General features: G+C 68.6%; 25 protein-coding genes. 12 read left to right on the top strand and 13 right to left on the bottom strand.

The features are described from left to right. Nucleotides 1–4 precede the first annotated feature (4 nt). Nucleotides 5–1,198 (top strand): response regulator, encoded by a 1,194-nt coding sequence (locus tag ABNQ40_RS19520; protein WP_282187177.1) that lies wholly within the window; start codon nucleotides 5–7, stop codon nucleotides 1,196–1,198. Beyond that, nucleotides 1,195–2,412 (top strand): PP2C family protein-serine/threonine phosphatase, encoded by a 1,218-nt coding sequence (locus ABNQ40_RS19515; RefSeq protein ID WP_109048955.1) that lies wholly within the window; start codon nucleotides 1,195–1,197, stop codon nucleotides 2,410–2,412. The genes ABNQ40_RS19520 and ABNQ40_RS19515 overlap by 4 nt, the downstream gene beginning before the upstream one ends. Nucleotides 2,413–2,514: 102 nt before the next feature. On the opposite strand, the gene rpsD is transcribed toward ABNQ40_RS19515, so the two are convergent. Continuing rightward, nucleotides 2,515–3,129 (bottom strand): 30S ribosomal protein S4, encoded by a 615-nt coding sequence (rpsD, locus tag ABNQ40_RS19510; protein WP_109048954.1) that lies wholly within the window; start codon nucleotides 3,127–3,129, stop codon nucleotides 2,515–2,517. A 255-nt stretch (nucleotides 3,130–3,384) separates the two neighbouring features. Between rpsD and ABNQ40_RS19505 the strand changes: the two genes are divergently transcribed. The 4 genes from ABNQ40_RS19505 to ABNQ40_RS19490 all read left to right on the top strand — a co-directional run bounded on the left by ABNQ40_RS19505 (nucleotide 3,385) and on the right by ABNQ40_RS19490 (nucleotide 6,711). Continuing rightward, complete coding sequence (locus tag ABNQ40_RS19505; RefSeq protein ID WP_109048953.1) at nucleotides 3,385–4,545, top strand: NAD(P)/FAD-dependent oxidoreductase; 1,161 nt, start codon at nucleotides 3,385–3,387, stop codon at nucleotides 4,543–4,545. Nucleotides 4,546–4,670: 125 nt separating this feature from the next. Further along, nucleotides 4,671–5,147: an Hsp20 family protein gene (locus ABNQ40_RS19500; protein ID WP_098739184.1), complete on the top strand. Its 477-nt coding sequence runs from the start codon at nucleotides 4,671–4,673 to the stop codon at nucleotides 5,145–5,147. A 92-nt stretch (nucleotides 5,148–5,239) separates the two neighbouring features. Further along, nucleotides 5,240–5,461, top strand: coding sequence for a DUF1150 family protein (locus tag ABNQ40_RS19495; protein ID WP_098739183.1), 222 nt, complete (start codon nucleotides 5,240–5,242; stop codon nucleotides 5,459–5,461). Nucleotides 5,462–5,634: 173 nt separating this feature from the next. Next, complete coding sequence (locus ABNQ40_RS19490) at nucleotides 5,635–6,711, top strand: hypothetical protein (RefSeq protein ID WP_109048952.1); 1,077 nt, start codon at nucleotides 5,635–5,637, stop codon at nucleotides 6,709–6,711. Nucleotides 6,712–6,730: 19 nt separating this feature from the next. On the opposite strand, the gene ABNQ40_RS19485 is transcribed toward ABNQ40_RS19490, so the two are convergent. The 4 genes from ABNQ40_RS19485 to rmuC form a co-directional block, all read right to left on the bottom strand. After that, on the bottom strand, nucleotides 6,731–6,931 hold the full coding sequence (locus tag ABNQ40_RS19485; RefSeq protein ID WP_247879685.1) for a hypothetical protein: 201 nt from the start codon (nucleotides 6,929–6,931) through the stop codon (nucleotides 6,731–6,733). Nucleotides 6,932–7,065: 134 nt separating this feature from the next. Further along, entirely contained in the window at nucleotides 7,066–9,090 is a 2,025-nt protein-coding gene (locus ABNQ40_RS19480) for a methyl-accepting chemotaxis protein (protein ID WP_391348617.1), read from the bottom strand. Between the two features lie 176 nt (nucleotides 9,091–9,266). Then, nucleotides 9,267–9,455, bottom strand: coding sequence for a hypothetical protein (locus tag ABNQ40_RS19475; protein WP_098739180.1), 189 nt, complete (start codon nucleotides 9,453–9,455; stop codon nucleotides 9,267–9,269). 83 nt (nucleotides 9,456–9,538) lie between these two features. Then, the gene (gene rmuC / locus ABNQ40_RS19470; protein WP_247879561.1) at nucleotides 9,539–10,996 is read right to left on the bottom strand and encodes a DNA recombination protein RmuC; all 1,458 of its coding nucleotides are present in this window, start codon (nucleotides 10,994–10,996) and stop codon (nucleotides 9,539–9,541) included. A gap of 147 nt (nucleotides 10,997–11,143) precedes the next feature. Here rmuC and ABNQ40_RS19465 point away from each other — a divergent pair, with 147 nt between their 5' ends. Then, entirely contained in the window at nucleotides 11,144–11,752 is a 609-nt protein-coding gene (locus ABNQ40_RS19465; protein ID WP_109047926.1) for an NUDIX hydrolase, read from the top strand. An 8-nt stretch (nucleotides 11,753–11,760) separates the two neighbouring features. Here ABNQ40_RS19465 and ABNQ40_RS19460 read toward each other — a convergent pair whose 3' ends face one another. Both ABNQ40_RS19460 and ABNQ40_RS19455 read right to left on the bottom strand, forming a co-directional pair. Next, nucleotides 11,761–12,996, bottom strand: a complete 1,236-nt coding sequence (locus tag ABNQ40_RS19460) for a ChaN family lipoprotein (protein ID WP_247879562.1) — start codon at nucleotides 12,994–12,996, stop codon at nucleotides 11,761–11,763. Nucleotides 12,997–13,050: 54 nt separating this feature from the next. Beyond that, nucleotides 13,051–13,236 carry a hypothetical protein gene (locus tag ABNQ40_RS19455; RefSeq protein WP_146255395.1) on the bottom strand — a complete coding sequence of 62 codons (186 nt, stop codon included), beginning with the start codon at nucleotides 13,234–13,236 and terminating at the stop codon, nucleotides 13,051–13,053. A 73-nt stretch (nucleotides 13,237–13,309) separates the two neighbouring features. On the opposite strand from ABNQ40_RS19455, the gene ABNQ40_RS19450 reads away from it, so the two are divergent. Continuing rightward, entirely contained in the window at nucleotides 13,310–14,047 is a 738-nt protein-coding gene (locus ABNQ40_RS19450; protein WP_109047927.1) for an SDR family NAD(P)-dependent oxidoreductase, read from the top strand. 51 nt (nucleotides 14,048–14,098) lie between these two features. On the opposite strand, the gene ABNQ40_RS19445 is transcribed toward ABNQ40_RS19450, so the two are convergent. Next, on the bottom strand, nucleotides 14,099–15,262 hold the full coding sequence (locus ABNQ40_RS19445) for a pyridoxal phosphate-dependent aminotransferase (protein ID WP_109047928.1): 1,164 nt from the start codon (nucleotides 15,260–15,262) through the stop codon (nucleotides 14,099–14,101). Between the two features lie 55 nt (nucleotides 15,263–15,317). Continuing rightward, nucleotides 15,318–16,649, bottom strand: coding sequence for a gamma-glutamyltransferase (locus ABNQ40_RS19440; RefSeq protein WP_247879563.1), 1,332 nt, complete (start codon nucleotides 16,647–16,649; stop codon nucleotides 15,318–15,320). A 67-nt stretch (nucleotides 16,650–16,716) separates the two neighbouring features. Here ABNQ40_RS19440 and ABNQ40_RS19435 point away from each other — a divergent pair, with 67 nt between their 5' ends. The 4 genes from ABNQ40_RS19435 to ABNQ40_RS19420 all read left to right on the top strand — a co-directional run bounded on the left by ABNQ40_RS19435 (nucleotide 16,717) and on the right by ABNQ40_RS19420 (nucleotide 21,251). After that, entirely contained in the window at nucleotides 16,717–18,093 is a 1,377-nt protein-coding gene (locus ABNQ40_RS19435; protein WP_109047930.1) for a M48 family metalloprotease, read from the top strand. Between the two features lie 162 nt (nucleotides 18,094–18,255). Further along, on the top strand, nucleotides 18,256–19,686 hold the full coding sequence (locus tag ABNQ40_RS19430) for an esterase-like activity of phytase family protein (protein WP_247879564.1): 1,431 nt from the start codon (nucleotides 18,256–18,258) through the stop codon (nucleotides 19,684–19,686). A 142-nt stretch (nucleotides 19,687–19,828) separates the two neighbouring features. Next, complete coding sequence (locus tag ABNQ40_RS19425) at nucleotides 19,829–20,608, top strand: DsbA family protein (RefSeq protein WP_247879565.1); 780 nt, start codon at nucleotides 19,829–19,831, stop codon at nucleotides 20,606–20,608. Between the two features lie 13 nt (nucleotides 20,609–20,621). After that, nucleotides 20,622–21,251 carry an HAD family phosphatase gene (locus ABNQ40_RS19420; RefSeq protein ID WP_247879566.1) on the top strand — a complete coding sequence of 210 codons (630 nt, stop codon included), beginning with the start codon at nucleotides 20,622–20,624 and terminating at the stop codon, nucleotides 21,249–21,251. A gap of 39 nt (nucleotides 21,252–21,290) precedes the next feature. Here the strand turns inward: ABNQ40_RS19420 and ABNQ40_RS19415 are convergent, their stop codons facing one another. From ABNQ40_RS19415 to ABNQ40_RS19400, 4 genes are all read right to left on the bottom strand, one after another. Beyond that, nucleotides 21,291–21,959: an MT-A70 family methyltransferase gene (locus ABNQ40_RS19415; RefSeq protein ID WP_098739173.1), complete on the bottom strand. Its 669-nt coding sequence runs from the start codon at nucleotides 21,957–21,959 to the stop codon at nucleotides 21,291–21,293. 128 nt (nucleotides 21,960–22,087) lie between these two features. Continuing rightward, nucleotides 22,088–22,795 (bottom strand): Crp/Fnr family transcriptional regulator, encoded by a 708-nt coding sequence (locus ABNQ40_RS19410; RefSeq protein ID WP_247879567.1) that lies wholly within the window; start codon nucleotides 22,793–22,795, stop codon nucleotides 22,088–22,090. Next, nucleotides 22,792–23,412, bottom strand: a complete 621-nt coding sequence (locus tag ABNQ40_RS19405; RefSeq protein ID WP_109047932.1) for a YgjV family protein — start codon at nucleotides 23,410–23,412, stop codon at nucleotides 22,792–22,794. The genes ABNQ40_RS19410 and ABNQ40_RS19405 overlap by 4 nt, the downstream gene beginning before the upstream one ends. A gap of 417 nt (nucleotides 23,413–23,829) precedes the next feature. Further along, nucleotides 23,830–24,396: a cold-shock protein gene (locus ABNQ40_RS19400; protein WP_109047933.1), complete on the bottom strand. Its 567-nt coding sequence runs from the start codon at nucleotides 24,394–24,396 to the stop codon at nucleotides 23,830–23,832. Nucleotides 24,397–24,519 lie beyond the last annotated feature (123 nt).

Here is a 24,519-nt window from a genome sequence, read left to right as displayed (position 1 = left end):
CGATGTGCAGGGTTCCGGCGACCGGCTCTGCGAATGCCGGATCCCCGACTGCACCGTCCTGGACTGCCCGATCCTGGTGGTGGACGACACCGCCTTCAACCGCACGCTGATCGGCGCCTTCCTCGCCGAGGCGGGCTTCCGGCAGGTTTCCTTCGCCGCCAGCGGGTTCGAGGCGCTGGCGATGATCGAGGCCGCCATCCCCGACCTGCTGATCCTGGACATCATGATGCCGGGAATGGACGGGTTCGAGGTCTGCCGCCGCCTGCGCGCGATACCCGAGACGGCCGACCTGCCGATCCTGGTGCAGACCGCACTGTCGTCGGGCGAGGACCGCAACCGTGCCTTCGCCGCCGGCACCACCGATCTGGTGTCGAAGCCGCTGGAGCGCACGGAGCTGCTGGCCCGCGTGCGCATCCATCTGGAAGACCGGGTGCTGATCCGCCGCCTTCAGACCTATCGGGCGCGGGTGGAGGCCGAGCTGTCCATCGCCCGGTCGATGCAGGAGCACCTGCTGCCGACGCCGGCGCAGAGCGCCGCCGTGGCTGCCGCCGCGGGCTGCCGCCTGCGCGCGCACAGCGTGATCTCGCCCAATCTCGGCGGCGATCTCTGGGGGGTGCTGCCGCTGGGCGGGCGGCGCTTCGGCGCCTATCTGCTGAACGTCGCCGGCCGCGGAGTCTCGGCGGCGCTGAACGCCTTCCGGCTGCACGCCCTTCTGCAGGAGCTGGGCCCCGCCCATGGCGAGGACGCCGCCATCCTGATGACCGCGCTGAACGACCGCGCCGCCGGGCTGCTGGCACCGGGAGAGAAGGCCACCATGACCTATGGCGTGGTGGATGGCGAGGCCGGGCGCTTCATCCACGCCTCGGCGGACGGGGCGCCGCCGATGATCCTGAACGGCGACGGCAAGCCGGCGTTCGGTGCGGCCGCCGGCCTGCCGATCGGCATCGCGCCCGGCACCCGCTACCGCAGCGACGTGATGGAGTTGCCGCGGGGCAGCGTGCTGGCGCTCTACTCCGTCGCGGTTCTGGAGGCGCTGGACGCCGGCGGGACCGGGATCGGGCTCGGCTGGATGATCGCCCGTGCCGTGGCGGAGGGTGAAGGCTTCGATGCCGTGGTCCGCTCGCTGGGTTCCGCCCTGGGACAGGTCGGCGGCGACGACCACACGCTGCTGTGGATCGAACGGGAGGTGGCGGAATGAGCAAGTCTCCGCCGTCAGACCTGCTTCCGGCCGAGGCGCGCGATGCCGTCGACGGGCTGGCCGGCGCCCGCGTGCTGATCGTCGACGACAACCGGATCAACCGTCACCTTCTGCTGGCCCTGCTGGAGCGCGGCGGCATCACCCTGATCGAGCAGGCGGAGGACGGGGAGGATGCGCTGGTCCTGATGGAGCGCTTCAAGCCGGATCTCGTGCTGCTCGATCTGATGATGCCGCAGATGGACGGGTTCGAGATGTGCCGGCGCCTGCGTGCCGACCCACGTTGGAAATCGTTGCCGGTTCTGGTGCAGTCCAGCCTGAGCCGGGCGGAGGACCGCGCCCGCGCCTTCGCCGCCGGCGCGACCGACTATGTCACCAAGCCGATCAACGCGGTGGAGTTGCTGGCCCGCGTGGGCATCCAGCTGCGCAAGCGGGCCATGCTGCGCGACCTGGAGCAGTATCACAGCCGCACGGAAAACGAGTTGGAGCTGGCCCGCGCCATGCAGGCCCGGATGCTGCCCGGCCCAGAGCGGCTGGCCGAGCTGGAGGCGGCGACCGGCATCGCCGTCCAGGCGCATTTCGCGCCCTCCTCCGAGCTGGGCGGCGATTTCTGGGGGATCGAGCATCTGCCCGACGGCCGGGTCGCTGTCTATTTGGTCGATTTCTCCGGCCATGGGGTCGGTGCCGCGCTGAACACCTTCCGGCTGGATGCCATCTGCCGCCGGATCGGCAGCACCGACCTGACCCCGGCGGAGTTCCTGGAGACGGTGAACCGCCGGCTGTGCGGGCTGCTGCCCAGCGGCCAGTTCGCCACCATGTTGACCGGACTGATTGATCCTGTGGCCGGGGAGTTCCACTATGCGTCCGCCGCATCGACGGCGCCGATGGTCTGGCATCCCGGCGACGAGGCGCCGCGGCTGGGCGACGGCAGCGGGCTCCCGCTCGGCCTGCTCTCGTCGGTCACCTACGACGCCCGCCGGTTGCCGATGCCGCCCGGTGCCCGCCTGTTCCTCTATTCCGATGCGGCCATCGAAATCCCGATCGGCGGCGGCGAGGGCCACGAGGTTCTGGACGAGTACGGCCTCGCCACCCTGCTCGCCCGCCGCCTGCACGAGCCTGACGACGCTGGCCTGCTGTCCGGCCTGCTCGACGACCTGACCGCGACCGGCCCCATCGACGACGACCTGACGGCACTGCTGCTGACGCGCCGGCGGTGACTGCCGGGCTGCCGGCCCGGCAACACCGGAACGCTGCGGCCCCAAAAGCAAAAAGGCCGCTCCCGAGGGAGCGGCCTTTCGCGTTCGGCGGGAGCCGACCGATCAGCGCGAGTAGAACTCGATGACCAGGTTCGGTTCCATCTGGACTGGGTACGGAACATCGGCCAGCAGCGGAGCGCGGACGAAGCGGCCCTTCAGCGCGCTGCTGTCGACTTCCAGATAGTCGGGGATGTCACGCTCGCCGGAAGCGGCGGCTTCCAGGACCAGCGCCATCTGCTTGGACTTGGCGCGCACCTCGACGGTGTCGTTGTCCTTGATGCGGGCCGAAGCGATGTTCAGACGGCGGCCGTTGACCAGGATGTGACCGTGGTTGACCAGCTGGCGCGCGGCGAACGGGGTCGGCGCGAACTTCATGCGGTAGACCACGGCGTCCAGACGACGCTCCAGCAGGCCGATCAGGTTCTCGCCGGTGTCGCCCTTGCGGCGGACGGCCTCGGCATAGACGCGGCGGAACTGCTTCTCGCCGATGTTGCCGTAGTAGCCCTTCAGCTTCTGCTTGGCCATCAGCTGCAGACCGTAGTCCGACGGCTTCTTGCGGCGCTGACCGTGCTGGCCCGGGCCATACTCGCGCTTGTTCAGCGGGCTCTTGGCGCGGCCCCACAGGTTGACACCAAGGCGGCGGTCGATCTTGTACTTGGACTCTTGACGCTTGCTCATAACTCTCAGGCCTCGTTGGACACGAGTTGATGTTGTCCCGGTAGTTCCGTCCGCCCTGTTCAGGCGACGGACGGGGCGTCAAAAATTGCGCGCGCCCGCTTTCCCAGGAGGTGAAGGCGCGCACAATACCCATTGGCACGGCGGAGTCAAGCCCGACGCATATGCGGGTTCGACGGCATATTTGGAACCTCTTGCACGCCCCGCCCTTTTCCGCTCCCCTTCCCGGCGGCGCAAGCGGCAGGCAGGAATGACGCGATGGAACGGGTGGAGTGCGTGGTCGTCGGGGCGGGCGTGGTCGGTCTGGCGGTGGCGCGGCGGCTGGCACGGGCCGGGCGCGAGGTGATCGTGCTGGAGGCGGCGGATGCCATCGGCACCGGCACCAGTTCCCGCAACTCCGAAGTCATCCATGCCGGCATCTATTATCCGACCGGCAGCCTGCGCGCCCAACTGTGCGTGCCCGGCCGAGACGCGCTCTACGATTACTGCGCCGCCCACGGGGTGGAGCATCGCCGCATCGGCAAGCTGATCGTCGCGACGGAGGAGGCGCAGCTGCCGAAGCTGGCGGCGATCCGCGCCCAGGCGACGGCCAACGGCGTCACCGACCTGACGGAGATCGACGCCGCCACGGCGATGCGATGGGAGCCCAACCTGCGCACCGTCGGCGCCCTGCTGTCGCCCTCCACCGGCATCATCGACAGCCATGGGCTGATGCTGGCTTTGCTGGGCGACGCGGAGGACTCCGGGGCGATGCTGGCGCTGCTGAGTCCGCTGGAGCGCTCCCACCGCACCGCGGCCGGGTTCGAGCTGGAGGTCGGCGGGGCGGAGCCGATGCGCATCGCCTGCTCCACGCTGGTCAATGCCGCCGGGCTGGGTGCCTGGGCCGTTGCCCGCGGTCTGGAGGGGCTGGACGCCGCCCACGTGCCGCCGCGCGTGCTGGCCAAGGGCAACTACTATGCGCTGGCCGCCGGCCGCTCCCCCTTCTCGCGGCTGGTCTATCCGGTGCCGGTGGAGGGCGGGCTGGGTGTCCACCTGACGCTGGACCTTGCCGGGCAGGCCCGCTTCGGCCCCGACGTGGAATGGCTGGGCGACGTGAATGGCGGGATCGATTATGCCGTAGACCCCGCCAGGGCCGACTCCTTCTATGGCGCGGTCCGCGCCTATTGGCCGGGGCTGCCGGACAAAGCGCTGGTGCCCGCCTATTCCGGCGTGCGGCCGAAGCTGAGCGGGCCGGGACAGCCGCAGGCGGACTTCCTGATCCAGGGGCCGGGCACCCATGGGGTGGCCGGGCTGGTCAACCTGTTCGGCATCGAATCGCCGGGCCTGACCTCCTGCCTCGCCATCGCCGACGCGGTGGCCGTGGAGCTTGGCGAGGCTCCTGAGATTCTTAACCATTCCAGAGGCGCACAGGGTTCTTGACCGCAGCCGCGGCTCTCCCAATCTATAGGCATGGCGGCGCCGGCGGATGCTGGGCCGCCGACCCGCCGGGCGCCGGAAACGGGCCCACCTTCCGCAACTCGCTCCCGTCGTGAGGAGGATGCGTTGTGACGACTCGCCTTTCGCTTTTCAACAGCCCGCTGCTGCTCGGCTTCGACCAGTTCGAGCGGACGCTCGACCGGATCGCCAAGAATTCGGCCGAAGGCTATCCTCCCTACAACATCGAGCAGATCGGCGACGACGGCCTCCGCATAACGCTTGCCGTGGCCGGCTTCACCTCCGATGACCTGTCGGTCCAGATCGAGGACAACCAGCTCGTCATCCGCGGCCGCCAGACCGACGACAAGTCGCGCGTCTACCTGCACCGCGGCATCGCCGCGCGGCAGTTCCAGCGCAGCTTCGTGCTGGCCGAAGGGATCGAGGTGGTGGGCTGCTCGCTCGACAACGGGCTGCTCAACATCGACCTGACCCGCCCGATGCCGGAGCCGAAGGTCCGCACGATCAAGATCGAACAGCCGAAGAAGACCGCCGCCGGTGCGATGCCCCGCACCATCGACGTGTCCGCCGACGGCCGGGACGACTGATCCCCCTTTCCCGCTGTCTTCCCTGATACTCTCGCCCCCGATACTCTGCACGCGCGGCCGCCCATGACGGGGAGCCGCGGGAGACCAAGACCATGATGCACGATACCCACAGCCAGCTGCGCCAGCTGTCGACCCAGGATTTCGCCAGCTTCGGCCTGGGCGACGTCGCCTATGTCCGCCCGGTGGAGATGGACGGCGCCGCCGCCTTCGCCATCCATGCCGCCGACGGCACGCCGCTGAGCGTCGTCGCCGACCGCGAACTGGCCTTCGCCGCCATCGTCCAGAACGACATGGAGCCGGTCAGCGTCCACTGACCGCCCGCCGCGGCGCGCCGGCAGGAGGCCCCCCCCGGGCCTCTCGGCACGCTGCGGCCTGTTGCGCGGCAATCCGCCACATCTCGATCCTTGTCAGCCCTGACTCCTGTTGTAAGGTGCGCTCTGCGATAATCGCCGGCATGGGACGCGAGACGGCAGTGGGAGACGGTCGGTTGGACGGTGGGGCAAGCGATACGGCGGCGGACGCGAAGTCCACGCCCGATACGGAACAGCGCAAGACCTGGGACGACGAGGCCCGCGATTCCCTTCACATCCTGCCTTTGTCGGCGATCCCGCTGGAAACGCCCGGTCTTCAGCATGCGCGCCTGATCAAGAATGTCCGGCTTCAGACGGTGGTGGAAATGTTCCGCGACGCCCAGGCCGGCAGCGGTCAGGTGTCTCCCCGCCACATTCCCTCCTATTTCGAATCCTACAAGGACGAGGTCGAACGCGATCTGGTGAAGCTGGAGAAGATCGGCGCCGCCTCCAGCTTCGACGTCTATTCCTCGCGGATCGAGCTGCGGCGGCTGAACATCGACGTCAACAACGTCGAATCGCTGACCCTGTCCGACCGCAAGAAGGCCGAACTGACCAGCTACATGCGGGTCTTCACCCGCCCGCTGATGGAATATGTCTATGGCACGGAGGAGCTTCAGGTCGCCGACGTGACCGACATCATCCAGCTGTTCGCCAACCCCAACCGGGACGAGGCCCTGCGCAACCTGCGCATGATGGCCGACCGGCTGGACATCGGCCTGAATGACATCCCGAAGTTCCTCGAGGAATATGGCGACATCTTCCTGTCGCTCGCCTATTTCCGCAAATGCCTGGACGAGATCGTCCCGGAGGTTCAGCGCTTCGTCAGCTGGATGGAGGAGATCCGCAGCTCCGCCGAGGTCAAGCGCGATTCCCGCCAGATGCGCATGCTCGACGAGATCGCCCGCGACCTCACAGACATCGCGACCTCCATCACCGGCCGGTTCGAGAGCTTCGACAACCGCTCCAAGGATTTCTGGAGCGACATCAACGCCGACACCTTCCGGTCGATCCGCGAGCTGATTTCCTCGCACCACGTCACCATCGGCGGCGTGCTGTGCGGTCTGGCGGTGAAGATGAATTTGTGGAAGCACCGCTTCGCCCGCGGCGGCGGCGGCCCCAACCGCCGCATGGAATTCGTGAAGTCGGAGATCCTGCCCGGCCTGTCCCACATCAAGGCGCTGGAACAGTCGGCACGCACCGGGCACATGTAGGCCCGCTCAGGCTCCCGCATCAGTCCATCGACAGCATCTTCCCCATGCCGTTGTCCAGCAGAATGGTGGCGAACAGCGTCAGGATCGGGACAAGGAACATCAGCCCGATGACGCAGCGCACGACCAGATCCTTGCGCCGGGCGGACCGGCAGAGCGGGCAGTCGTTGGGACCATGCCCGTAATCGGACCCGCAATAGGGACAGGCGGTGGTTTCGACCATGGCGAGCGGGCTTTCAGAATGGGCCGGCGGCCCTGGAACCGACGCCATTCTGAACCCGGCAACCGCCGAACCGTCATGAAATCACTGTCATGATTAGGGTCATTGTCTGACTGCCGCAGCGCAGCCGCAACCGTTCAGGCGGCGCGGTCGAGCGCGGCCAGCCCGGCAACGCTGCGGCCGAACTGCGCGGCAAAGCGGTCGCGCTCGGCACCCGACAGGGTGAAGGTGACATGGAGCCGGCCGGCACCGCCGCGGTCCAGTGCCCGCACAACGGCAGCCACCGGCTCCAGCCCCGGCAAGGCGATGCGCAGCGCGCTCCCTTCCGCCAGATCGGACCATGCCTCCTGCGGCAGCCCGCTCAGCTGGGCGCCGCCTTCCGACGCATTGTCGACCGTCACCGGCAGTTCGCGCCCGCCCACCGACAGCCGGCCGGGGCGGTTCAGCGGATAGCGCGGGGCGGACCGGCGGTTCACCTCCGGCGTGGCCGTGCGGATCGCTTCGATCAGCACGCGGCGGAGCTGGTCGATGCTGGCGGCGACGCGGACGGACAGGGTGTTGACCTCGCTGGCGCGCTCGCCGGTGGCGGTCGCCTCCTGCGAGACGGCGGCGATGCGGGTCGCCACCTCCTGGGCGGCGTTGGAGGTCTGGACGACATTGCGGGCGATCTCGCCGGTCGCCGCCTCCTGCTCCTCGATGGCGGCGGCGACGGTGGCCGACACGGTTTCGACGCCGCGCACCCGCTCGGCGATGGCGCGCACGGCGCTCACCGCCTCGGCCGTGGTGGCCTGGATGGCGGCGATCTGGCTTTCGATCTCGTCCGTCGCCCGCGCGGTCTGGCCGGCCAGCTGCTTCACCTCGCTGGCGACGACGGCGAAGCCCTTGCCCGCCTCCCCTGCCCGCGCCGCCTCGATGGTGGCGTTCAGCGCCAGCAGGTTGGTCTGGCCGGCGACGTCGTTGATCAGGTCTGTCACCTCACCGATGCGGGTCACCGCGTCGGCCAGACGCTGGATGGTCTCCTCCGCCCTTACCGAAGCGCCGACGGCGTCGCCGGTCATCGTGGTCGCGGTGCCGATCTGGACCGCGATCTCGCGGATGGAGGCGCTGAGCTGTTCCGACGCGGCGGCGACGGTCTGGGCGTTCGACAGCGCCTGGGTCGCGGCCGCGGCGACATTCTGGCTGTTGTCGCTGACCGCGCGGGCCGATTCGGCCATGCGGGTGGCGTTGTCGGCCATCTGGCTGGTCTGGCTGGCCACCACGTCCACAGCGTTCGAGGCCTCCATCTCCACCGTTTCGGCCATGCGCAGCAGGGCTGCCTGCTTTTCGCGCTCCGACCGCTCGCGCTCCTCGTCGCGCAGGCGGCGCAGGCGCTCGGCCCCCTCCGCATTCTCCTTGAAGACACGCAGGGCCTGCGCCATCGCCCCGACCTCGTCACCGCGGTCGGTCCCGGAAATGGCTACGGTCAGGTCGCCCTGCGCCAGGGCCCGCATCGCGGCGGTCAGCTCTCCCACCGGCCGCACCACCCGGCGCCGGATGCCGAACACGCCGACCACCACGACCGCCAGCACAAGGGCCGAGACGCCCCACACCGCGGTCATGAACAGGTCCTCGCGGCTGGTGGCATAGACCTCCGTCTCGCTGTTGTAGCGGTTGGTGTCCTCGACGATGCGGTCGACGACGGCGCGGTGGGAGGCATAGGCCTCGGCGATCGCCGCGTAGGATGCACGGGCCGCCGCCTCGTCCTTGCGGGCCAGCGCCGGCAGGAACCTGGTCTCCACCTCGGTCCAGAAGCGCATCACCGGCGCGTGGGAGGTCTGGGTCAGCTGGGTGAGCAGCGACGGCTCGAAGCTCTCCTTGAGCCAGTACTCATGCCGCTCGTCATAGTCCTTGCGCAGTTGCGCCAGCCGTGCCCGGCGCTGTTCGACCGACGCCGGGTCGTTCATCGCCAGCGTCGCCTCCAGATAGGCTTCGATCACATATTCCGGCGGCGGCAGGATGTCGGCGATCAGATCCTTGCCCAGCACGATGCGCTGGTAGATTGGCCCGCCCACCTTCAGCTCGCGGATCGCCAGCGCGCCGGTGACGACCACCGCCAGGAAACCCAACGTGACCACCACCCCGAACAGGTTGGTAAGCGTGGAAATCCGGAGGTTTTTCAGCATTAGGCAACCCCTGCGCAGAAACGACGGCATAAGGTTGCTTCTCAAAATAGCTCTAATATGACAAGCAAAAAACTTGCTCGATTATCGGGCAAAACAGCAATGATGTTTCGTTATGCGCATTGCCCACGGATTGTGCAGTGCCTGCGCAAGGACCACCCAAAGTGCCGGGGCTGATCTCAGGTCAAGACCAAGGTACCGACCCAGCCGACCAGGGCCAGGATCACCAGCATCACCAGCAGCGCCACGATGACGGCGTTGGTGCGGCGAATCGACCGGCAGCGCGGGCATCCCTCCTCGGCGGCGGGATAGCGGTGGGCACAGCGGTCGCAGCGAACGGTCTGCTCGGTGGCCGTCTGGTCAGTCATCGGCGGGTTCCATCGGATCGATAAAGCTGTCAGGCCGCAGGGATAGCACGCTGGCGGCCCTGCATCCATCGGTCGGCAATGCCTCAATCGGCCGCAGTGGTCTCGACCGGCGGCACCGCGCGCAGTTCTGTCGCCTGCAGGCGGCGCGGGCTGTGGTCCAGCGGTTCGAGCAGCGGCATCTCCGCCCCCTCCGGCGCGGCATGCAGGTCGCGGAAGCGGCGCGCGCTGACCAGCACCCGCGATTCCAGCGTGCCGACGGCGCTGTTGTAGGAGCCGACGGCCTTGTCCAACTGCCCGCCCAACCGGTCCATATGACCGCCCAGGTCGGACAGCCGCTTGTACAGCTCGGCCCCGAGCGCGCTGATTTCGCGGGCATTGTCGGCAAGCCGCTCCTGCCGCCAGCCGTAGGCGACGGCGCGCAGCAGGGCGATCAGGGTGGTGGGAGTCGCCAGGATCACGCGATGGTCGATGCCGGCCTCGATCAGCGCCGGGTCCTGCTCCAACGCTGCCGAGAAGAAGTTTTCACCGGGCAGGAACAGCACGACGAATTCCGGGCTGTCGTCGAACTGGTCCCAATAGCCCTTGGTGCCGAGCTGCTTCATATGGTCGCGCACATGGCGGGCATGGCGGACCATGCCGTCGTGCCTGACCGTGTCGTCGACCGCCTGGATGCCGTCCAGATAGCCTTCCAGCGGCGTCTTGGCATCGACCACGAGGGTCTTGCCGCCGGGCAGCGTGACGATCAGGTCGGGGCGCAGCCGGCCGCTGTCGACCGACACCTGCTCGACGAAATCGCAATGGTCGAGCATCCCCGCCATCTCGCAGACCCGGCGCAGCTGGATTTCGCCCCAGCGCCCGCGCGCCGCTGGGGTACGCAGAGCCCGAACGAGGTTGCCGGTCTCCGTCCGCAACTCGCTCTGGCTTTGCACCAGCGACAGCACCTGCTGCTTCAGCCCCTCATAGGCCCCGGCCCGCGTGCTCTCCAACTCGCGGATTTGCCGGTCCATCGCCTCCAAACTCAGGCGCACCGGATCGACGATGGCGGCGATGGCGGTCTGGCGCTTGTCGAGGTCGCCCTTCGCCTGCTCCTGGAAGCCGGCCAGCGTCTCCCGCGCCAGATCGAGGAAGCTGCGGTTGTTCTGGTGCAGAGCCTCCGCCGACAGCGCCTTGAAGCTGTCGGCGAGCGCCGCCTGCGCGCGCTCCAGCAGCGCCATCTTTTCCGCCGCCGCGGTCCGTTCGGCCTCCAGCCGGGTGGACAGCTGGGCATGGCGTTCGCGGGCGTTGGCGACCTCGCCATGCAGGCGGGCGATCTGGTGGTCGCGCGCCTCGATCTCCTCGCGCAGATCGCCCTCGGTCCGCTCGGCGAGGTCGAGGCGGGTGGCGAACTCGGCATGCAAAGCGGCGGCCGCCGCTTCGGCCCGGCCGGCAGCGGCGCGCAGCACCGCCCAGGCGACGGCGGCGCCCAGCAGCAGACCGGCCGCAAGCCCTATCGCCAGCGATGCGCCATCCACCACCATCCCGTTGACCAGGAACTGCGTCACCCCAAATCCCCTCACCTCTGGACTGGGAGCAGCCTATCGGAACGAATCGCGAATTGGAACAGGGCGCGAACACACCAAGGACGGCGCCGGCCCGGCTTTCGCTTTCTCCGCTTGCCCAACCAAGGAGACCGCGCCATATCGGAAGCCATGCCAGACGACACTCTCCCCGACGACAAATCCCCCGACAGCGGCACGAACGATTGCGGCCCGGATTGTGGCGGCCCGCGCGTCCGCGCCATCCCGCCCGGCGAGGACCGTGAACGGCTGATGTGCCCGGACTGCGGCTATATCGCTTATCAGAACCCGCTGATCGTGGTGGGCGCCGTGGCGACCTGGGAGGATGGCCGCATCCTGCTCTGCCGCCGCGCCATCGAGCCGCGCAAGGGCTATTGGACCCTGCCCGCCGGCTATATGGAAGAGCGCGAGAGCACCCGCGACGGCGCCGCCCGCGAAGCCTGGGAGGAGGCGCGGGCGCGCATCGACATCGACCATCTGCTGGCGATCTACGACATCCCGCGCATCAGCCAGGTCCAGATGATCTTCCGCGCCCGCCTGCTCTCGCCCGATGTCGAGCCCGGCCCGGAAAGCCTTGAGGTCGGCCTGTTCGAGTGGAAGGACATCCCCTGGAACGAGCTTGCCTTCCCCACCGTCGTCTGGGCATTGCGCGAGCATCATGAGCGGCTCGGCCGCTCCGACTGCGCCCCGGCGGTCAACCCCACGCCGGACGCGCTCGCCCGGTGGGAAAAGATGCTGTAAGGGCCAAGTCAGGGTTGGGGCGGGTGCGCCGCCCCGTCCACTGGGAACTTCGCCACCACCTCCTGCTCGGCTCCGTCGCGCCGGATGATCAGCGGCAGCCAGGTGCCCGGCGCCTGCCGGCGGATCACCGCGACCAGATCGGCGGGCGCAGGCACCGGTGTGCCGGCGGCGATCAGAATGCGGTCGCCGGTGCGCAGGCCCGCCGCCTCGGCCACGCTGCCGCTGCTGACCGCTCCCACCGTGATGCCCTCCGGACCGGGGTCGAGTTGCACGCCCAGCTTGGGGCGCTGCGGCTCCGCATCCTCCCGTTCCGGCCCCAGGCCGAACACCGCATCGGCGATGCGGCCATCCAGCTCGCCGCAGTCACGGTCGGCGTCCCAGGGCAGCAGCACGGCTGCATCGCCGATGCCGAGATCGGCCAGCTGGTGCGGAACGCCGTCACGGCGGGCGACATGCCCCTCCCCCAGGATGCCGACCACGAGACGGCCGGTGGTGCGGCGGGTCTCGGCGATCTTCTCCGCCATCGCACGGTCCCAGACGCCTTGCGCCTCGATGAAGCGCTTGACCGCGCTGTCGGGTGCATCGGCCGGTGCGGCGGAGCGGGCTTCAGAGCGGTCGTGCGCCGCCAGCGTCTCGGTCAGGCGGTTGCGGTAGGCCTCCGTCGGGGCGGCGGGCGTGCCGACGCCCTCGCGTTCCGTCTCCGGGATGGTGGCCCAGCCGTTGCGGGCGGTGCGGCCGATCAGCGACCGCTCCACATTCAGCGCCACCACCGGCAGCCGGTGCAAGCGGGCGAATTGCAGGATCGGCAGGTAGAATTGCGGGTCGAAGCCCCAGACCGTGCGCCAGTCCGTCGCCTTCAGGAACTCACCCTGCGTCATCTCGCCCGCCACCCAGCGGTCGAGCACCGGTTGCAGCCGGCGCGGCAGCATCTCAATCCCGACGGCAAGGTCGGGGTTCAGAGCATGCAAGCCGGCAAGGGTGTGCAGTTGCCAGCGATGGTGGTCCGCCTTGTCATGCTGCTCCCCCAGCAAAACCACCGGTGCCTCGGCAAGGCGGCGCAGCAACGGCACCGGCTCCACCGCCGCACCGGCACTGTCGGCCCAGACGCCGGGCGGCACGCAGGCGACCCGCAAGGGCTCCGCAGCCCAGCCGGCCGACGCCGTCAGGGACAGCGCCGTGACGGTCAGCAGGACAAGGCGGCGGCGCAGTAAGGACGCAAGGGGACGGAAGGGCTGGCGCGGCAAGGGCTGGCTCCGTCTTGCGGGGATTCGCCAAGGTTGGCGCTGCCGGGCGCAACGTCAATGGACAAGGCCGCCGATTGCGTCGTTCTGCCGCGCCATATGCCGCCCCCGGCGCAGACCGGACAGCCGGGAGAAGTTGGCATACTGGCGGATGACAGGCGGTGATGACAGGCGGTGCGGGGGCGGGTAGGATCGCCGCAGGCGGTGGACCACCGGCGGATGAGGGGCCTTCGATCCTCCCATCCGGAACTCCCGAGGCCGTTCCCAGGGCGTCCGCTTTCCCCGCCGACCGCAATCATTCGTGAAGCGCAGCCCCATGCCGCACCGCAAAGTCGTCATTCTCACCGGCGCCAGCCGGGGTATCGGACACGCCACCGTCACCCGGTTCAGCAACGAAGGCTGGCGCGTGATCTCCTGCTCGCGCGAGGATGTGCCTGCCCATTGCCGCCGCGATCCCAACTGGACCCATCATATCCCGGCGGACCTGTCGGACCCCGCCAGCCGCGCCGCCTTCGTCGAGGAGGCGAACAAGGCGCTGGACGGCGCCCCGCTGCACGCCTTGATCAACAACGCCGGCATTTCGCCGAAGACGCCGATCAAGGAGCGGCTAGGCTGCCTGAACGGTTCTATCGAGGGCTGGCATCGGGTGTTCGAGCTGAACTTCTTCGCCACCCTGGTTCTGGCGCGCGGCTTCGCCGCTCCGCTGTCGCGGGCGAAGGGGGCAATCGTCAACGTCACCTCCATCGCAGGCCATTCGGTGCATCCCTTCGCCGGCTCGGCCTATTCGACCTCGAAGGCAGCGCTGTCCGGTCTGACCCGCGAAATGGCGGTGGAGTTCGCGGAGATCGGCGTCCGCGTCAACGCGGTGGCCCCCGGAGAGATCGAAACGGCGATGACCGGCCCGGAATATGACGTGCTGATCCCGCGCATCCCGCTGAAGCGCATGGGCACGCCGGAGGATGTTGCCGCGGTGATCTTCTACCTGTGCGGACCGGATGCGGGCTATGTGACGGGGACGGAGACCTTCATCACCGGCGGGCAGCATCTGTTCTGAACGGGAGGACGGCGGGGGCCGCCGCAGCGAACGCCCCCGCCGGAAACCACCCTACTTCCCGCCCCGCCAGGCGATCAGCCGCCGCGCCGCCTCGGCGATGGTCGCTTCCGACCCGGCGAAGCTGAAGCGCAGGAAGCGGCGGCCGCGGGCGGTGTCGAAATCGATGCCGGGGGTGCAGGCGATGCCCGTCTCCTCCAGGATCCGCTTCGCCAACGCCTCGCTGTCGTCGGTCATGTCCGACACGTCGGCATAGATGTAGAAGGCGCCGTCGGCCGGGGCCATCTTGGTGAAGCCGGCCTTCGGCAGCTCCTCCAGCAGCAGCGCGCGGTTGCGGGCATAGCGGGCGACGTGGCCGTCCAGCTCCTCGGTACAATCGAAGGCGGCAACCGCCGAGACCTGGCTCAGCGTCGGCGCGGAGATGAACAGGTTCTGCGCCAAGCATTCGACGGAGCGCAGCAGATCGTCCGGAACGATCATCCAGCCCAGCCGCCAGCCGGTCATCGAGAAATATTTGGAGAAGCTGTTGACCACCAGCGCCTGATCGTTGACCTCGGCCGCGGTGACCGCGTCGGTGCCATAGGTCAGGCCGTGGTAGATCTCGTCCGACACCATGCGCACGCCATTGGCGCGGCACCAGTCGGACAGCGCGGTCAGTTCCTCCCGGCTCAGCATCGTGCCGGTCGGGTTGGCCGGGCTGGCGACGATCAGCCCCTGCACCGGCTCGTCGAGCGCCTCCAGCAGTTCGACGGTCGGCTGGAAACGATGCTCCGGCCCGGTCGGCAGCTCGACAGGAATCACGCCGGCCGCAGTCAGGGTGTGGCGGTAGGCCGGATAGCTGGGCGAGGCCATCGCCACCCTGTCACCCGGATCGAAGGCGGCGAGAAAGCCCAGCTGGAACGCACCCGACGACCCGGTGGTGACGACCACGCGGCCCTCCGGCACCTCGACGCCGTAGCGGTCCTTGTACCATTTGGCGATGGCGGCGCGCAGCGGCGGGATGCCGAGCGCCCCGGTGTAGCCCAGCGGATCGGTGCCGACCACCGCGGTGGCCGCCGCCTGCACCACGCCCTTCGGCGCGCCGCTGGACGGCTGCCCCACCTCCATATGCAGGACCTCCAGGCCGGCGGCTTCGCGCTCGGCGGCGGCGCGCATCACTTCCATCACGAAAAAGGGCGGAATGGCGCCCCGTTTGGAAACCTTGGGCTGCTTGCTCATGATCGTCCGTCTCTACCTGTCGCCGGCCTTGGGCCGGGCCATTATTGTCCGGGACTCAGTCCCGCTTGCGCTCGCTTTCCACCGTCAGCGCGAGGCTGCCGGCACGCGGGTCGTTCGCCGTCTGGCAATAGCGGATCCCGTTCTCGGTCGATACCCGGCAACCGATGAAGCTGACGCGACCGGGAATGGATTGCGGCCGGGCTGCCTGAATCTGCGGCGCGGTGGAGGTCTCCTCCAGACCGGACGGCAGGGCGACCGACAGCAGCGCCGCCGGGCCGGCGGCCGGGCCGTCGTCGCCGTTGGCGGTGCCGACCCCGGCGAACAGGGTACGGCCGACGATGGAGTTGGCGATCAGCGCAGGCGCACCGAAATCGCCGCGGTCCACCCCCTGGGCCACCAGCATGCCGGTGCCGGGGATGCCGCGGCCGGTGCCGAAGGGCGCTCCCTGGGTGAAGGCGCAGGCGGCGCCGTTCTCGTCGGGATCGATCACCATCACGCCGGCTCCTGCGGCAGCCCCGGTGGCGGTTGGCCCCTTGCCGGTGGCGCCCAGCAGCTGGGCGGCGCGGGTGGCGCGCTCGGCCGGTGGCAGAGACGCCACCGCTTTCCAGGCCTGGACCAGGGCGGCACCGGTCTCCGGATCGCTCATGTCGGGAACATGCAGATCGGTGATGTCGAAGGGCACGGTCAGCGTGCCGCCGACGCGCGGCTGGTAGGCACGCAGCTGCGCCGGGTCGATGCCGGCGCCCTGGGCAACCGTCGCCGCGAGCGGCCCGTTGTAGAAAGCGCCCACCCCCTGGCGTCGCAGGACCGACAGCGTCGCCGCCAGCTCCGGCTGGCCGACCACGGCGCCGACCGCCGGAGTGCCGCTGCCGAGGAAGCGCCGCCTCGTCTCCGAGTCGGGCGCCAGCCGCCCGCCGAAGGTGCCGAGATCCTGCACCAGCGCGCGGCTGAGGCCGGGGGAGAACTGGGCCAGCTGTTCGGCCGGGGCGACGACCTGCTCCCACCGCATCGCACCCGCGGCAGCCTGGACGGCATACAGGCCGCGCGCCATCGCCGGCATGGCGACGCCGCCGGCACCGGCCGGGCGCGGCAGGAAATCGATGGTGCGGGCCTTCTTCGACGCCGCGTCGAACAGCACGCAGACGCCGCCGCCGGTCAGCCCGACGCGCGACGGCAGGCTGGCGGTCATCGCCAGGGCCATCGCCGCGACCGCGTCGCCGGCCTTGCCGCCCTGGGCGATGATGTCGCGCCCCACACCGGCGGCATAGGGCTCGTCGGCGACGACGAAGCTCTGCACCGTGGCGTCGGTCTTGAACTTGGTGTTGACGCAGCCCGACAGCAGTGATGCAGCTATGGCAACCGCGCCCAACCGTTGCCAGATTTGCAAGCGAGTGTGTCGCGGGCTCCGCCGGTCGTGCGCGGGGGTCCGCTGTTCCAAGCCGGAGGTCGTCACGGTGCGCAAGCCCAGCAGGCTGGTTTCGGTCGTCGCCATCATGTCCGTATGTCTGATGTCGCTGGTGTGGGGAGCGCCACCGGCGAGCGCGCAGCGCCGGTCGGAGATGCAAATCCTCAGCGACGCCGAGACGGACCATATCATCCGCAAGATGGCCCGGCCAATCTTCCAGGCGGCCGGCATCGACCCGGACTCGGTGCAGATTCTGTTGATCAACGATCCGACGGTGAACGCCTTCGTCGCCGGCGGACAGAACATCTTCATCCACACCGGGCTGCTGCTGGACGTCGACAACGCCGACCAGCTGCTGGGCGTCATCGCGCACGAGACCGGCCACATATCCGGCGGCCATCTGGTCCGCGGGGCCGAGGCGATGGACAATGCCTTCCTCGCCTCGCTGCTCGGCATGGGTCTCGGCATCGCCGGCGGTCTGGCCTCGCGCAATGCCGGCGCCGGTGCGGCCGGCGTCATGCTGGGCCAGCATCTGGCGGAGCGGAACTACCTGTCCTTCTCCCGCACGCAGGAGGCCTCGGCCGATCAGGCCGGCCTGTCCTTCCTTGAACAGTCCGGCATCTCCGCCAAGGGAATGGAGACCTTCCTGGAGAAGCTGGGCGTCAACGACCCGCTGATGAACGACCGCGACGCCGGCTATCGCCTGACCCACCCGCTGACGCGGGAGCGCATCGACGCGGTGAAGGCCTTCGTTGCCCGCTCCCGCTACAGCAATGCCCAGCTGCCGTCAGCGACGGAGGCCGACCTGCGGCGCGTCCAGGCCAAGCTTTTCGGCTATCTCGACCCGCGCGGCGCCCTGGTCCGCTACAAGGTGAACGATCCGTCGCCGGCCGCCCGCTACGGCCGCGCCTATGCCTATTTCCGCCAGGGCGACGTCAAGCAGGCGACGCCGCTGGTCGACGGGCTGATCGCCGACGAACCGAAGAACCCCTATCTCTACGAGATGAAGGGCGACCTGATGCTGCAGACCGGCCGGGCGCCGGATGCGGTCGCCCCTTATCGGAAGGCCGTGGAGATGGCCGGTTCCGATGCCGGCACGATCCGCGTCTCCCTCGCCCATGCCCTGCTGGAGCAGCATGATCCCCGTCTGGCCGACGAGGCGCTGAAGAATCTGCAGATCGCCTCCAAGGGCAAGGCGCAGTCGGCCTTCCTGTGGCGGCTGACCGCCCAAGCCTGGAGCATGAAGAAGAACGACGGCATGGTCGCCTACGCCACGGCGGAGGAGGCGCTGGCGAGAGGCGACATGCCGATGGCCAAGGCCCAGGCGGAGCGGGCGGAAAGAATGCTGCCTGCCGGATCGCCCGGCTGGCTGCGCGCCCAGGACATTCGCGGCCAGACCGGCGGCGCCGACAAGCCGGAGCGCTGACGGGACTGCCGGCGACGCACGGGTCATATGACCAAAGCGTCCTTCCGGTAACGCAACGGTCATTGAACCGTCCCGGCCACGTCATCGCCGCTTGCTATTCCGCGGACATCGAGCGCGCCTGAATGAAACAGGGCGCGCGGTTCCGTCCACGGAGTACACCGCATGCCGTCAGTCCGCCTGCCGTCCTGGCGCCTCCCCTCCTGGCGTGGCGCCCTGCTCGCCACCGTCGCCCTGATGTCCGCCTGCCTGACCGTTACCGCGGCCCATGCGCAGGACCAGCAGGCCAAGCGCTATCCCGCCACGCTGGCCGGCCATGCGGTGCTGCCGGCCGACACGCTGGTGCAGGCGCCGGCCGACGCCGGTCCGCTGTTCGCCACAGCCGGCAAGTTCACCAACGCCGACCGCAAGCGCGTCGACGCCGTGGGCACCATCCGCGCCACCTCCTTCGCCGCCGACCCGAAGGCTCCGCGTGAGACGGAGATCATGCTGCCGGTCGCAGGCCAAGCGGTTCAGGGCTTCTCCGCGGTCGTGCCGCAGCCCAATGGCGAGTTCCTGGCCCTGACCGACAACGGCTTCGGCAGCAAGGTGAACTCGGTCGACGCGCTGCTGATGGTCCACCGCGTCAAGCCGGACTGGCAGAGCGGCGCCATGCAGCGGCTGGAAACGACCTTCCTGCGCGATCCCGACCGCAAGGTCCCCTTCGCCATCGTCAACGAGAACACCGGCAGCCGCTACCTGACCGGTGCCGATTTCGATCCCGAATCGCTGGTGGTCCAGAACGACCGCCTGTTCATCGGCGACGAGTTCGGCCCCTATATCCTGGAACTGAGCCGTGACGGCGTGGTGATCGCCGTGCATGAGACGGTGATCGACGGCAAGCCGGCCCGCTCGCCCGACCATTACCGCAACAATGGCCTGCCGGCGGTGCCGGGTGCCGTCAGCTTCGAGGTCCGCCGCTCCCGCGGGTTCGAGCCGATGGGGATGTCGCCGGACGGCAAGACGCTGTACCCGTCGCTGGAAGGCCCGCTGTGGAACGCCGCCGCCAACGCCTTCGAGAACAAGGACGGCCGCGCGTACACCCGCATCCTGGAATTCGACGTCGCCAGCCGCGCGTACACCGGCAAGTCGTGGAAGTACAGGCTGGAGGACAACGCCAACGTCGTCGCCGACATGGCGATGATCGACGCCGGCAGCGCTCTGGTGATCGAGCGCGACGACACCACCGAAGGGGCGAAGGCCCAGGCCTGCCAGGGCGAGGTCAAGCCGGACTGCTTCAACGCGCCGGCCGCCTTCAAGCGCATCTACAAGATCGACATCGCCGGGGCGGATGCCGACGGCTTCGTCCGCAAGGTCGGCTACATCGACCTGACGGACATCGCCGACCCCGACCGCAAAGCCCGCGCCGGCCAGGCACCGGAAGGCCGCTTCGTCATGCCCCATCTCGGGCCTGAGGGGGTGAACATCGTCGATGGCGACCACATCGTCGTCGTCAACGACAACAACCTGCCCTATTCCACCGGCCGGACCATCGGCAAGGCCGATGGCGACGAAATGGCGCTGCTGTCGGTGGGCGAACTGCTGCGCGCCCGCTGACGGGTGACGGCCGATAGGTGACGGCCGCTCGCTTTGAAACGTGAGGTCAGGGCAGGCGTTTTGCGCTTGTCCGGACCGGATTGTCGGTCCAGTGTGGGCGGCCTTCGGCCCAATGCCCTTCGTGTTTCGGAGACCGCCCCCCATGCGCCGCCTTATGCGCCCCGCCCTGCCGTTCCTGCGTTCCGCCCTGCTCGCCCTGCCCGTCGCGGCGCTGGCGCTGTCCGCCGCCACCCCGGCGGGAGCGCAATCGGCGAGCTTCGACGGCAACCAGAAGGCTGCCATCGAGAAGATCGTCCGCGACTATCTGATGGAACATCCGGAGGTGATCCTGCAGGCCGTCGACGCCATGCAGGAGCGCCAGAAGACGGCGGAGGCTGAACAGGCCCGCAAGGCGCTGACCGAGAACAAGCAGGAGCTGCTCCGCAACCCCGCCGATCCGGTCATCGGCAACCCGCAGGGCGACGTCACGGTCGTCGAGTTCTTCGATTACCAGTGCGGCTACTGCAAGGCGGTGCAGGCCGACACCCAGTCGCTGATCAAGGGCGATCCCAAGCTGCGCTTCGTGCTGAAGGAATTCCCGATCCTGGGGCCGGCGTCCCTGGTCGCTTCCAAGGCGGCGCTGGCATCGCGCGGTCAGGGCAAATATGTCGAATTCCACAATGCCCTGATGGCCCAGCGCGGCCAGCTGGACGAGGCGGTCATCATGCGGCTGGCTAAGTCGGTCGGTCTCGACACCGACCGGCTGAAGAAGGACATGGAATCGCCGGACGTGTTGAAGGTGATCGCCGCCAACCAGGCGCTTGCCGAGAAGCTGAACATCCGCGGCACCCCCGCCTTCGTCTTCGGTGACGAGCTGGTGCCCGGCGCCATCAAGCTGGACGACATGAAGCGGCTGACCGACGCCGCCCGCGCCAAGGGTTGAGGCGGATCATTTCATGACCGGAATGACCGAGCGGGCCAAGCCGTCCGTCGTCGTCTTCGATGTCGGGCAGGTGCTGATCGAATGGGACCCGCGGCATCTCTACCGCGAACTGTTCGACGGCTATGAAGACCTGATGGAGGATTTCCTCGACGGGGTCTGCACCCCCGCCTGGAACCTGGAGCAGGACCGCGGCCGCCCCTGGAAGGATGCGGTCGCCCTGCTGACCGAGGAGCATCCGGACTGCGCCGAGCTGATCCGCGCCTATGACGACATGTGGGAGCGCATGGTGCCCGGCCCGATCCCCGGCACCCCGGACATCCTGGCGGAGCTGAAGGCCCGCGGCGTCCCCGTCTATGCCATCACCAACTTCTCGGTCGACAAGTTCGAGCTGACGCGCAAGCGCTTCGACTTCCTGAACGGGTTCGACGGGATCATCGTTTCGGGTGAGGAACGGCTGGTGAAGCCCGATCCGGCGATCTATCGGCTGCTGATGGATCGTTACGGTCTCGATCCGAAGGAGTGCTATTTCATCGACGACAACCCCGACAATGTCGAGGCGGCGAAGTCGGTGGGAATGTCGGCGCACCTGTTCCTGGGTGCCGAGGCGCTGCGGCGGGACTTGGAGTCGCTGGGAGTGCTGTGACGGGGGAGCAGGCGCTCCCGCCGGATCACTCCGCGCAAATCACTCCGCTGCCGCCTCGCGGTCGGTGGCGGAGTTGAACGCGTAGGTCTTCCAGGTCGGCTCATAGCCGTCGTCGGCCTGATTGCCCCAGACCGACCAGTTGGGCCGGGCGCCGCGGGCAAACATCTCCAGATAGGGGCCGGGGCTGCACGCCTCGATCAGTTCATACTGCTCGTCGGGCTTGCGGCTGTGCTCGCGCTTGCGGCTTTCGATCAGATTGACCTGGGTGCGGCCGGGCGGCAGCGTCCGGGCCTTCTTGCCGCGCACGCCGAACAGGATCAGTTCGGTCACGTTGCGGAAATAGAAGCCGACGCCGCGCCCGTCCGACCCGCCATCCTTGCGCACCTTGTGCCAGATCAGGTTGGTCTTGTACTCGAACCCCCAGCTGCGCATCACCTGCAAGCCTTCCGGCAGCAAGGCGTTGGGGACCCAGAGATAGAGGTGCGCGGTCGGGGCGGCGATGTCGGCGACCGGCAGGGCGCAGATGTCCTCCACCGTCATGGTGCCGTAACGCGACAGGCGGCGGTGCTCCGGCGCCATCTTGCCGGTGCGGTTGACGAAGCGCCAGGGCGGGTCCGCCATCACGGTGGCGAAGCGCCGGTCACCGGCGAAGGCCACCAGATCCTGCGCCGGATCCGATGTCGTCTCCACCGTCTTGCTGTCGCCCATCGCTGCCTCGAAATCCTGAACAAATGCGGTACCGGAAGGGGTGCAAACTCGCACGGGGGGACTGCGCCGTCAATCCGGTCTGAACCGCGGAGCCGATGCTGTCACAGCCGCCGGCGCCCGCGATCCCGTCACTCCTCCTCGCCGGCCTCCGCCATGGCGCGCAGGGCGGCACGCTCGGCAACGTTGACGGTCAGCCCCTGGGTCTCCACACCCACGGCCCGCAGCTTGGCCAGCGCCCGCGACAGGGTTTCCGGCTGCATGCCCAGGCGGCGGGCGATCAACGCCTTGTCGAAGGGAAGCAGGAACTGCGCCGGCCCATCGCCCGGCGGGCAGACGCGCATCAGGAAGGCGGCGACCCGCTGCGGCGCCGGTTGGACCTGGAGCTGTTCGATCTGAGTCACCAGATGGCGCAGCCGGACCGACAGCGACCCCAGCATGCCGAAGGCAATGCGGTCATCCTCGCGCAGGCAGCGGGCGAATCCGTCGGCGGTCAGGGTCATCACGCGGGCGTCGGTCACCGCCTCCGCACAGACCGGGAATTTGCCGTCGGCGAACATGGCGGCCTCGGCGAAGCTTTCCGCCGGGCCGATGACATGCACCACCGCCTCGGTCCCGTCGCGGGTCAAGCGGTACAGCTTCACCCAGCCGTCGAGCAGGACGAAGAAACGGTCGGCCGTCTCGTCCTGCAGAAACAGGGTGGTGCCGCGCGACACCGGCCGCACGATGGCGACGCCGCCGAGCAGCGACACCGCACGATCGGTCAGCTTGGCGAACAGCGGGATCGCGCGCAGCGCAGCGGTGTCTTCCGCCGACAGGTTCGAATGATTGACTGTCATGACAGCTTCCCCTCCCCGCCTGCCGACGGAATTGGCGTTGGTGGGGCCATTGGTGTTGCCATCGGTGTCGATGAGGCCGCCGACCCGGTGCCGCGCAGCAGCATCCAGCCATTGACGACGATGCCGGTGACGTCCGAGATCATCCCCGGCACCGATCCCACCAGACTGTTGTGCACGAACCAACAGGGCAAAGCCACCAGCATGGTGCCGCGGAAACGCGCAACCTGTGTTTGGTACCGGGCGAGGCTGATCAGCGCCATTCCCGCCGCCGCGAAGGCCGAGGGCAGACCGGACCAGGTGAGGGCCATCACCGCGGCGATCACCGGCAGAATCAGCAGATAGGCGATGCGGAAGGCCGGCCGGCCGCCGACCGCCAGCGCCGCCACCACCTGAAGCGCCGCCAGCCCGTTCAGCACCGCCGCCGTCGGAGAGCCCACCATGGCGAAATGCAGGGCGAAACACAGGCAGGGCACCAGTTGCACCAGCAGCATGCCGGTCCGGCTGCGGAAGAAGGGCCAGAGCATGCCGCCGAGCGTGCCGCAAAAACCCACCAGCTGCGCCAGGGACCATCCGCCACCCTCAGCGGCCGGGAGCAGGACGGTCAGCAGCTCGTTCATGCCGAATCGCGCCTTCGACAGCTTGGGGCAGCAGGAAAGAGACCAGCAAGCGAGCCTGGATAGGCCGGCTGATTCGCCCGCGCCGGCCGCCCCGGAGGGCGGCGCCAAAAAAGCAGACGGGAGGAAACAGAAAAGGGCGGAGAAGACACACGCAACGAACAGCCGGGCCGAACTGGAGCCACGGCCGGATCACTCACGAGCCAGGACCGCAAAAGCAGCAGAACAAAAGACAGGAACGCACGGCGCGCCCCCGAAGGGAGGCACCGTGCGCTGAAAGTCCGGACTCTCACCGGGAAGCCCGGAGCCAAGTCGGCTCGGGGCCTCGTCAGGCTTTTCAGCCAAGCGGAGCCAGCCGATGCGGCGTGCGTCCGGAGAGGACGAACGCCGTTACGGCCGAGGCCCGGATATTCCGGAGCCTTACAGGTACTCGACCTTGCCCGCTTCCGGACCCTTCTGGCCCTGGCGAACGGTGACGCGCACCTGATCGCCCTCCTGGAGGGTCTGCATGCCCGAACGGCGCAGCACGTTGACGTGGACGAAGACGTCCTTGCCACCGGTGCTGGGCGTGATGAAGCCAAAGCCCTTATCGGCATTGAACCACTTCACGGTGCCGTCGACTTCTTCGCCACCGGCGCTGCCGCCGGCATCGTAGCCGCCGCGGTCATAGCCGCCACGGTCGAAGCCACCGGTCGTCCGCGGACGGGCCGAACGCTGAGCGGTCGACGTATCGACCGTGTGGATGGAGGCAACCTGCGGACCCTTCGGCCCACGGGCCAGGTCACAGGTGATGGTGGTGCCTTCGTCCAGCGCGTCGTAGCCGGCGGCCTGAACCGCAGAGACGTGCAGGAAGGCATCGGGCGAACCGTCCTCAGGCGACACGAAGCCGAACCCCTTGGTGGGGTTAAACCACTTCACGGTGGCGGTGACGTTGGACTTGGTGATCTCGGGAGCGCGGAAGCCCTGGCGGGGCGGGCGGTCGAACATGTGTCTTCAAGCTCATAGAGTGTGCCGAAAGTCTGTTGTCACAGGTATCCGATCCCAGGTCAAGCCTTCCAAAGGAAAGATGACCGAATCGCCGTTAATTGCCCCACCCCAGGCTCACGCTTC

The sequence above is a fragment of the Azospirillum sp. A23 genome (assembly GCF_042938965.1).
In the GTDB taxonomy this organism is placed as follows: domain Bacteria; phylum Pseudomonadota; class Alphaproteobacteria; order Azospirillales; family Azospirillaceae; genus Azospirillum; species Azospirillum melinis.
Note: the sequence above shows the minus strand (reverse complement) of the source record. Positions and strands in the feature narration are given on the sequence as shown.

Coding starts and splice junctions, on each gene's coding strand:
- ABNQ40_RS19425 (WP_247879565.1), top strand. CDS start 19,829: ATGCGCCGCCTTATGCGCCCCGCCCTGCCGTTCCTGCGTTCCGCCCTG.
- ABNQ40_RS19495 (WP_098739183.1), top strand. CDS start 5,240: ATGATGCACGATACCCACAGCCAGCTGCGCCAGCTGTCGACCCAGGAT.
- ABNQ40_RS19475 (WP_098739180.1), bottom strand. CDS start 9,455: ATGACTGACCAGACGGCCACCGAGCAGACCGTTCGCTGCGACCGCTGT.
- ABNQ40_RS19445 (WP_109047928.1), bottom strand. CDS start 15,262: ATGAGCAAGCAGCCCAAGGTTTCCAAACGGGGCGCCATTCCGCCCTTT.
- ABNQ40_RS19515 (WP_109048955.1), top strand. CDS start 1,195: ATGAGCAAGTCTCCGCCGTCAGACCTGCTTCCGGCCGAGGCGCGCGAT.
- ABNQ40_RS19505 (WP_109048953.1), top strand. CDS start 3,385: ATGGAACGGGTGGAGTGCGTGGTCGTCGGGGCGGGCGTGGTCGGTCTG.
- rpsD (WP_109048954.1), bottom strand. CDS start 3,129: ATGAGCAAGCGTCAAGAGTCCAAGTACAAGATCGACCGCCGCCTTGGT.
- ABNQ40_RS19410 (WP_247879567.1), bottom strand. CDS start 22,795: ATGACAGTCAATCATTCGAACCTGTCGGCGGAAGACACCGCTGCGCTG.
- ABNQ40_RS19480 (WP_391348617.1), bottom strand. CDS start 9,090: ATGCTGAAAAACCTCCGGATTTCCACGCTTACCAACCTGTTCGGGGTG.
- ABNQ40_RS19430 (WP_247879564.1), top strand. CDS start 18,256: ATGCCGTCAGTCCGCCTGCCGTCCTGGCGCCTCCCCTCCTGGCGTGGC.
- ABNQ40_RS19420 (WP_247879566.1), top strand. CDS start 20,622: ATGACCGGAATGACCGAGCGGGCCAAGCCGTCCGTCGTCGTCTTCGAT.
- ABNQ40_RS19485 (WP_247879685.1), bottom strand. CDS start 6,931: ATGGTCGAAACCACCGCCTGTCCCTATTGCGGGTCCGATTACGGGCAT.
- ABNQ40_RS19405 (WP_109047932.1), bottom strand. CDS start 23,412: ATGAACGAGCTGCTGACCGTCCTGCTCCCGGCCGCTGAGGGTGGCGGA.
- ABNQ40_RS19415 (WP_098739173.1), bottom strand. CDS start 21,959: ATGGGCGACAGCAAGACGGTGGAGACGACATCGGATCCGGCGCAGGAT.
- ABNQ40_RS19455 (WP_146255395.1), bottom strand. CDS start 13,236: ATGGGAGGATCGAAGGCCCCTCATCCGCCGGTGGTCCACCGCCTGCGG.
- ABNQ40_RS19400 (WP_109047933.1), bottom strand. CDS start 24,396: ATGTTCGACCGCCCGCCCCGCCAGGGCTTCCGCGCTCCCGAGATCACC.
- ABNQ40_RS19465 (WP_109047926.1), top strand. CDS start 11,144: ATGCCAGACGACACTCTCCCCGACGACAAATCCCCCGACAGCGGCACG.
- ABNQ40_RS19450 (WP_109047927.1), top strand. CDS start 13,310: ATGCCGCACCGCAAAGTCGTCATTCTCACCGGCGCCAGCCGGGGTATC.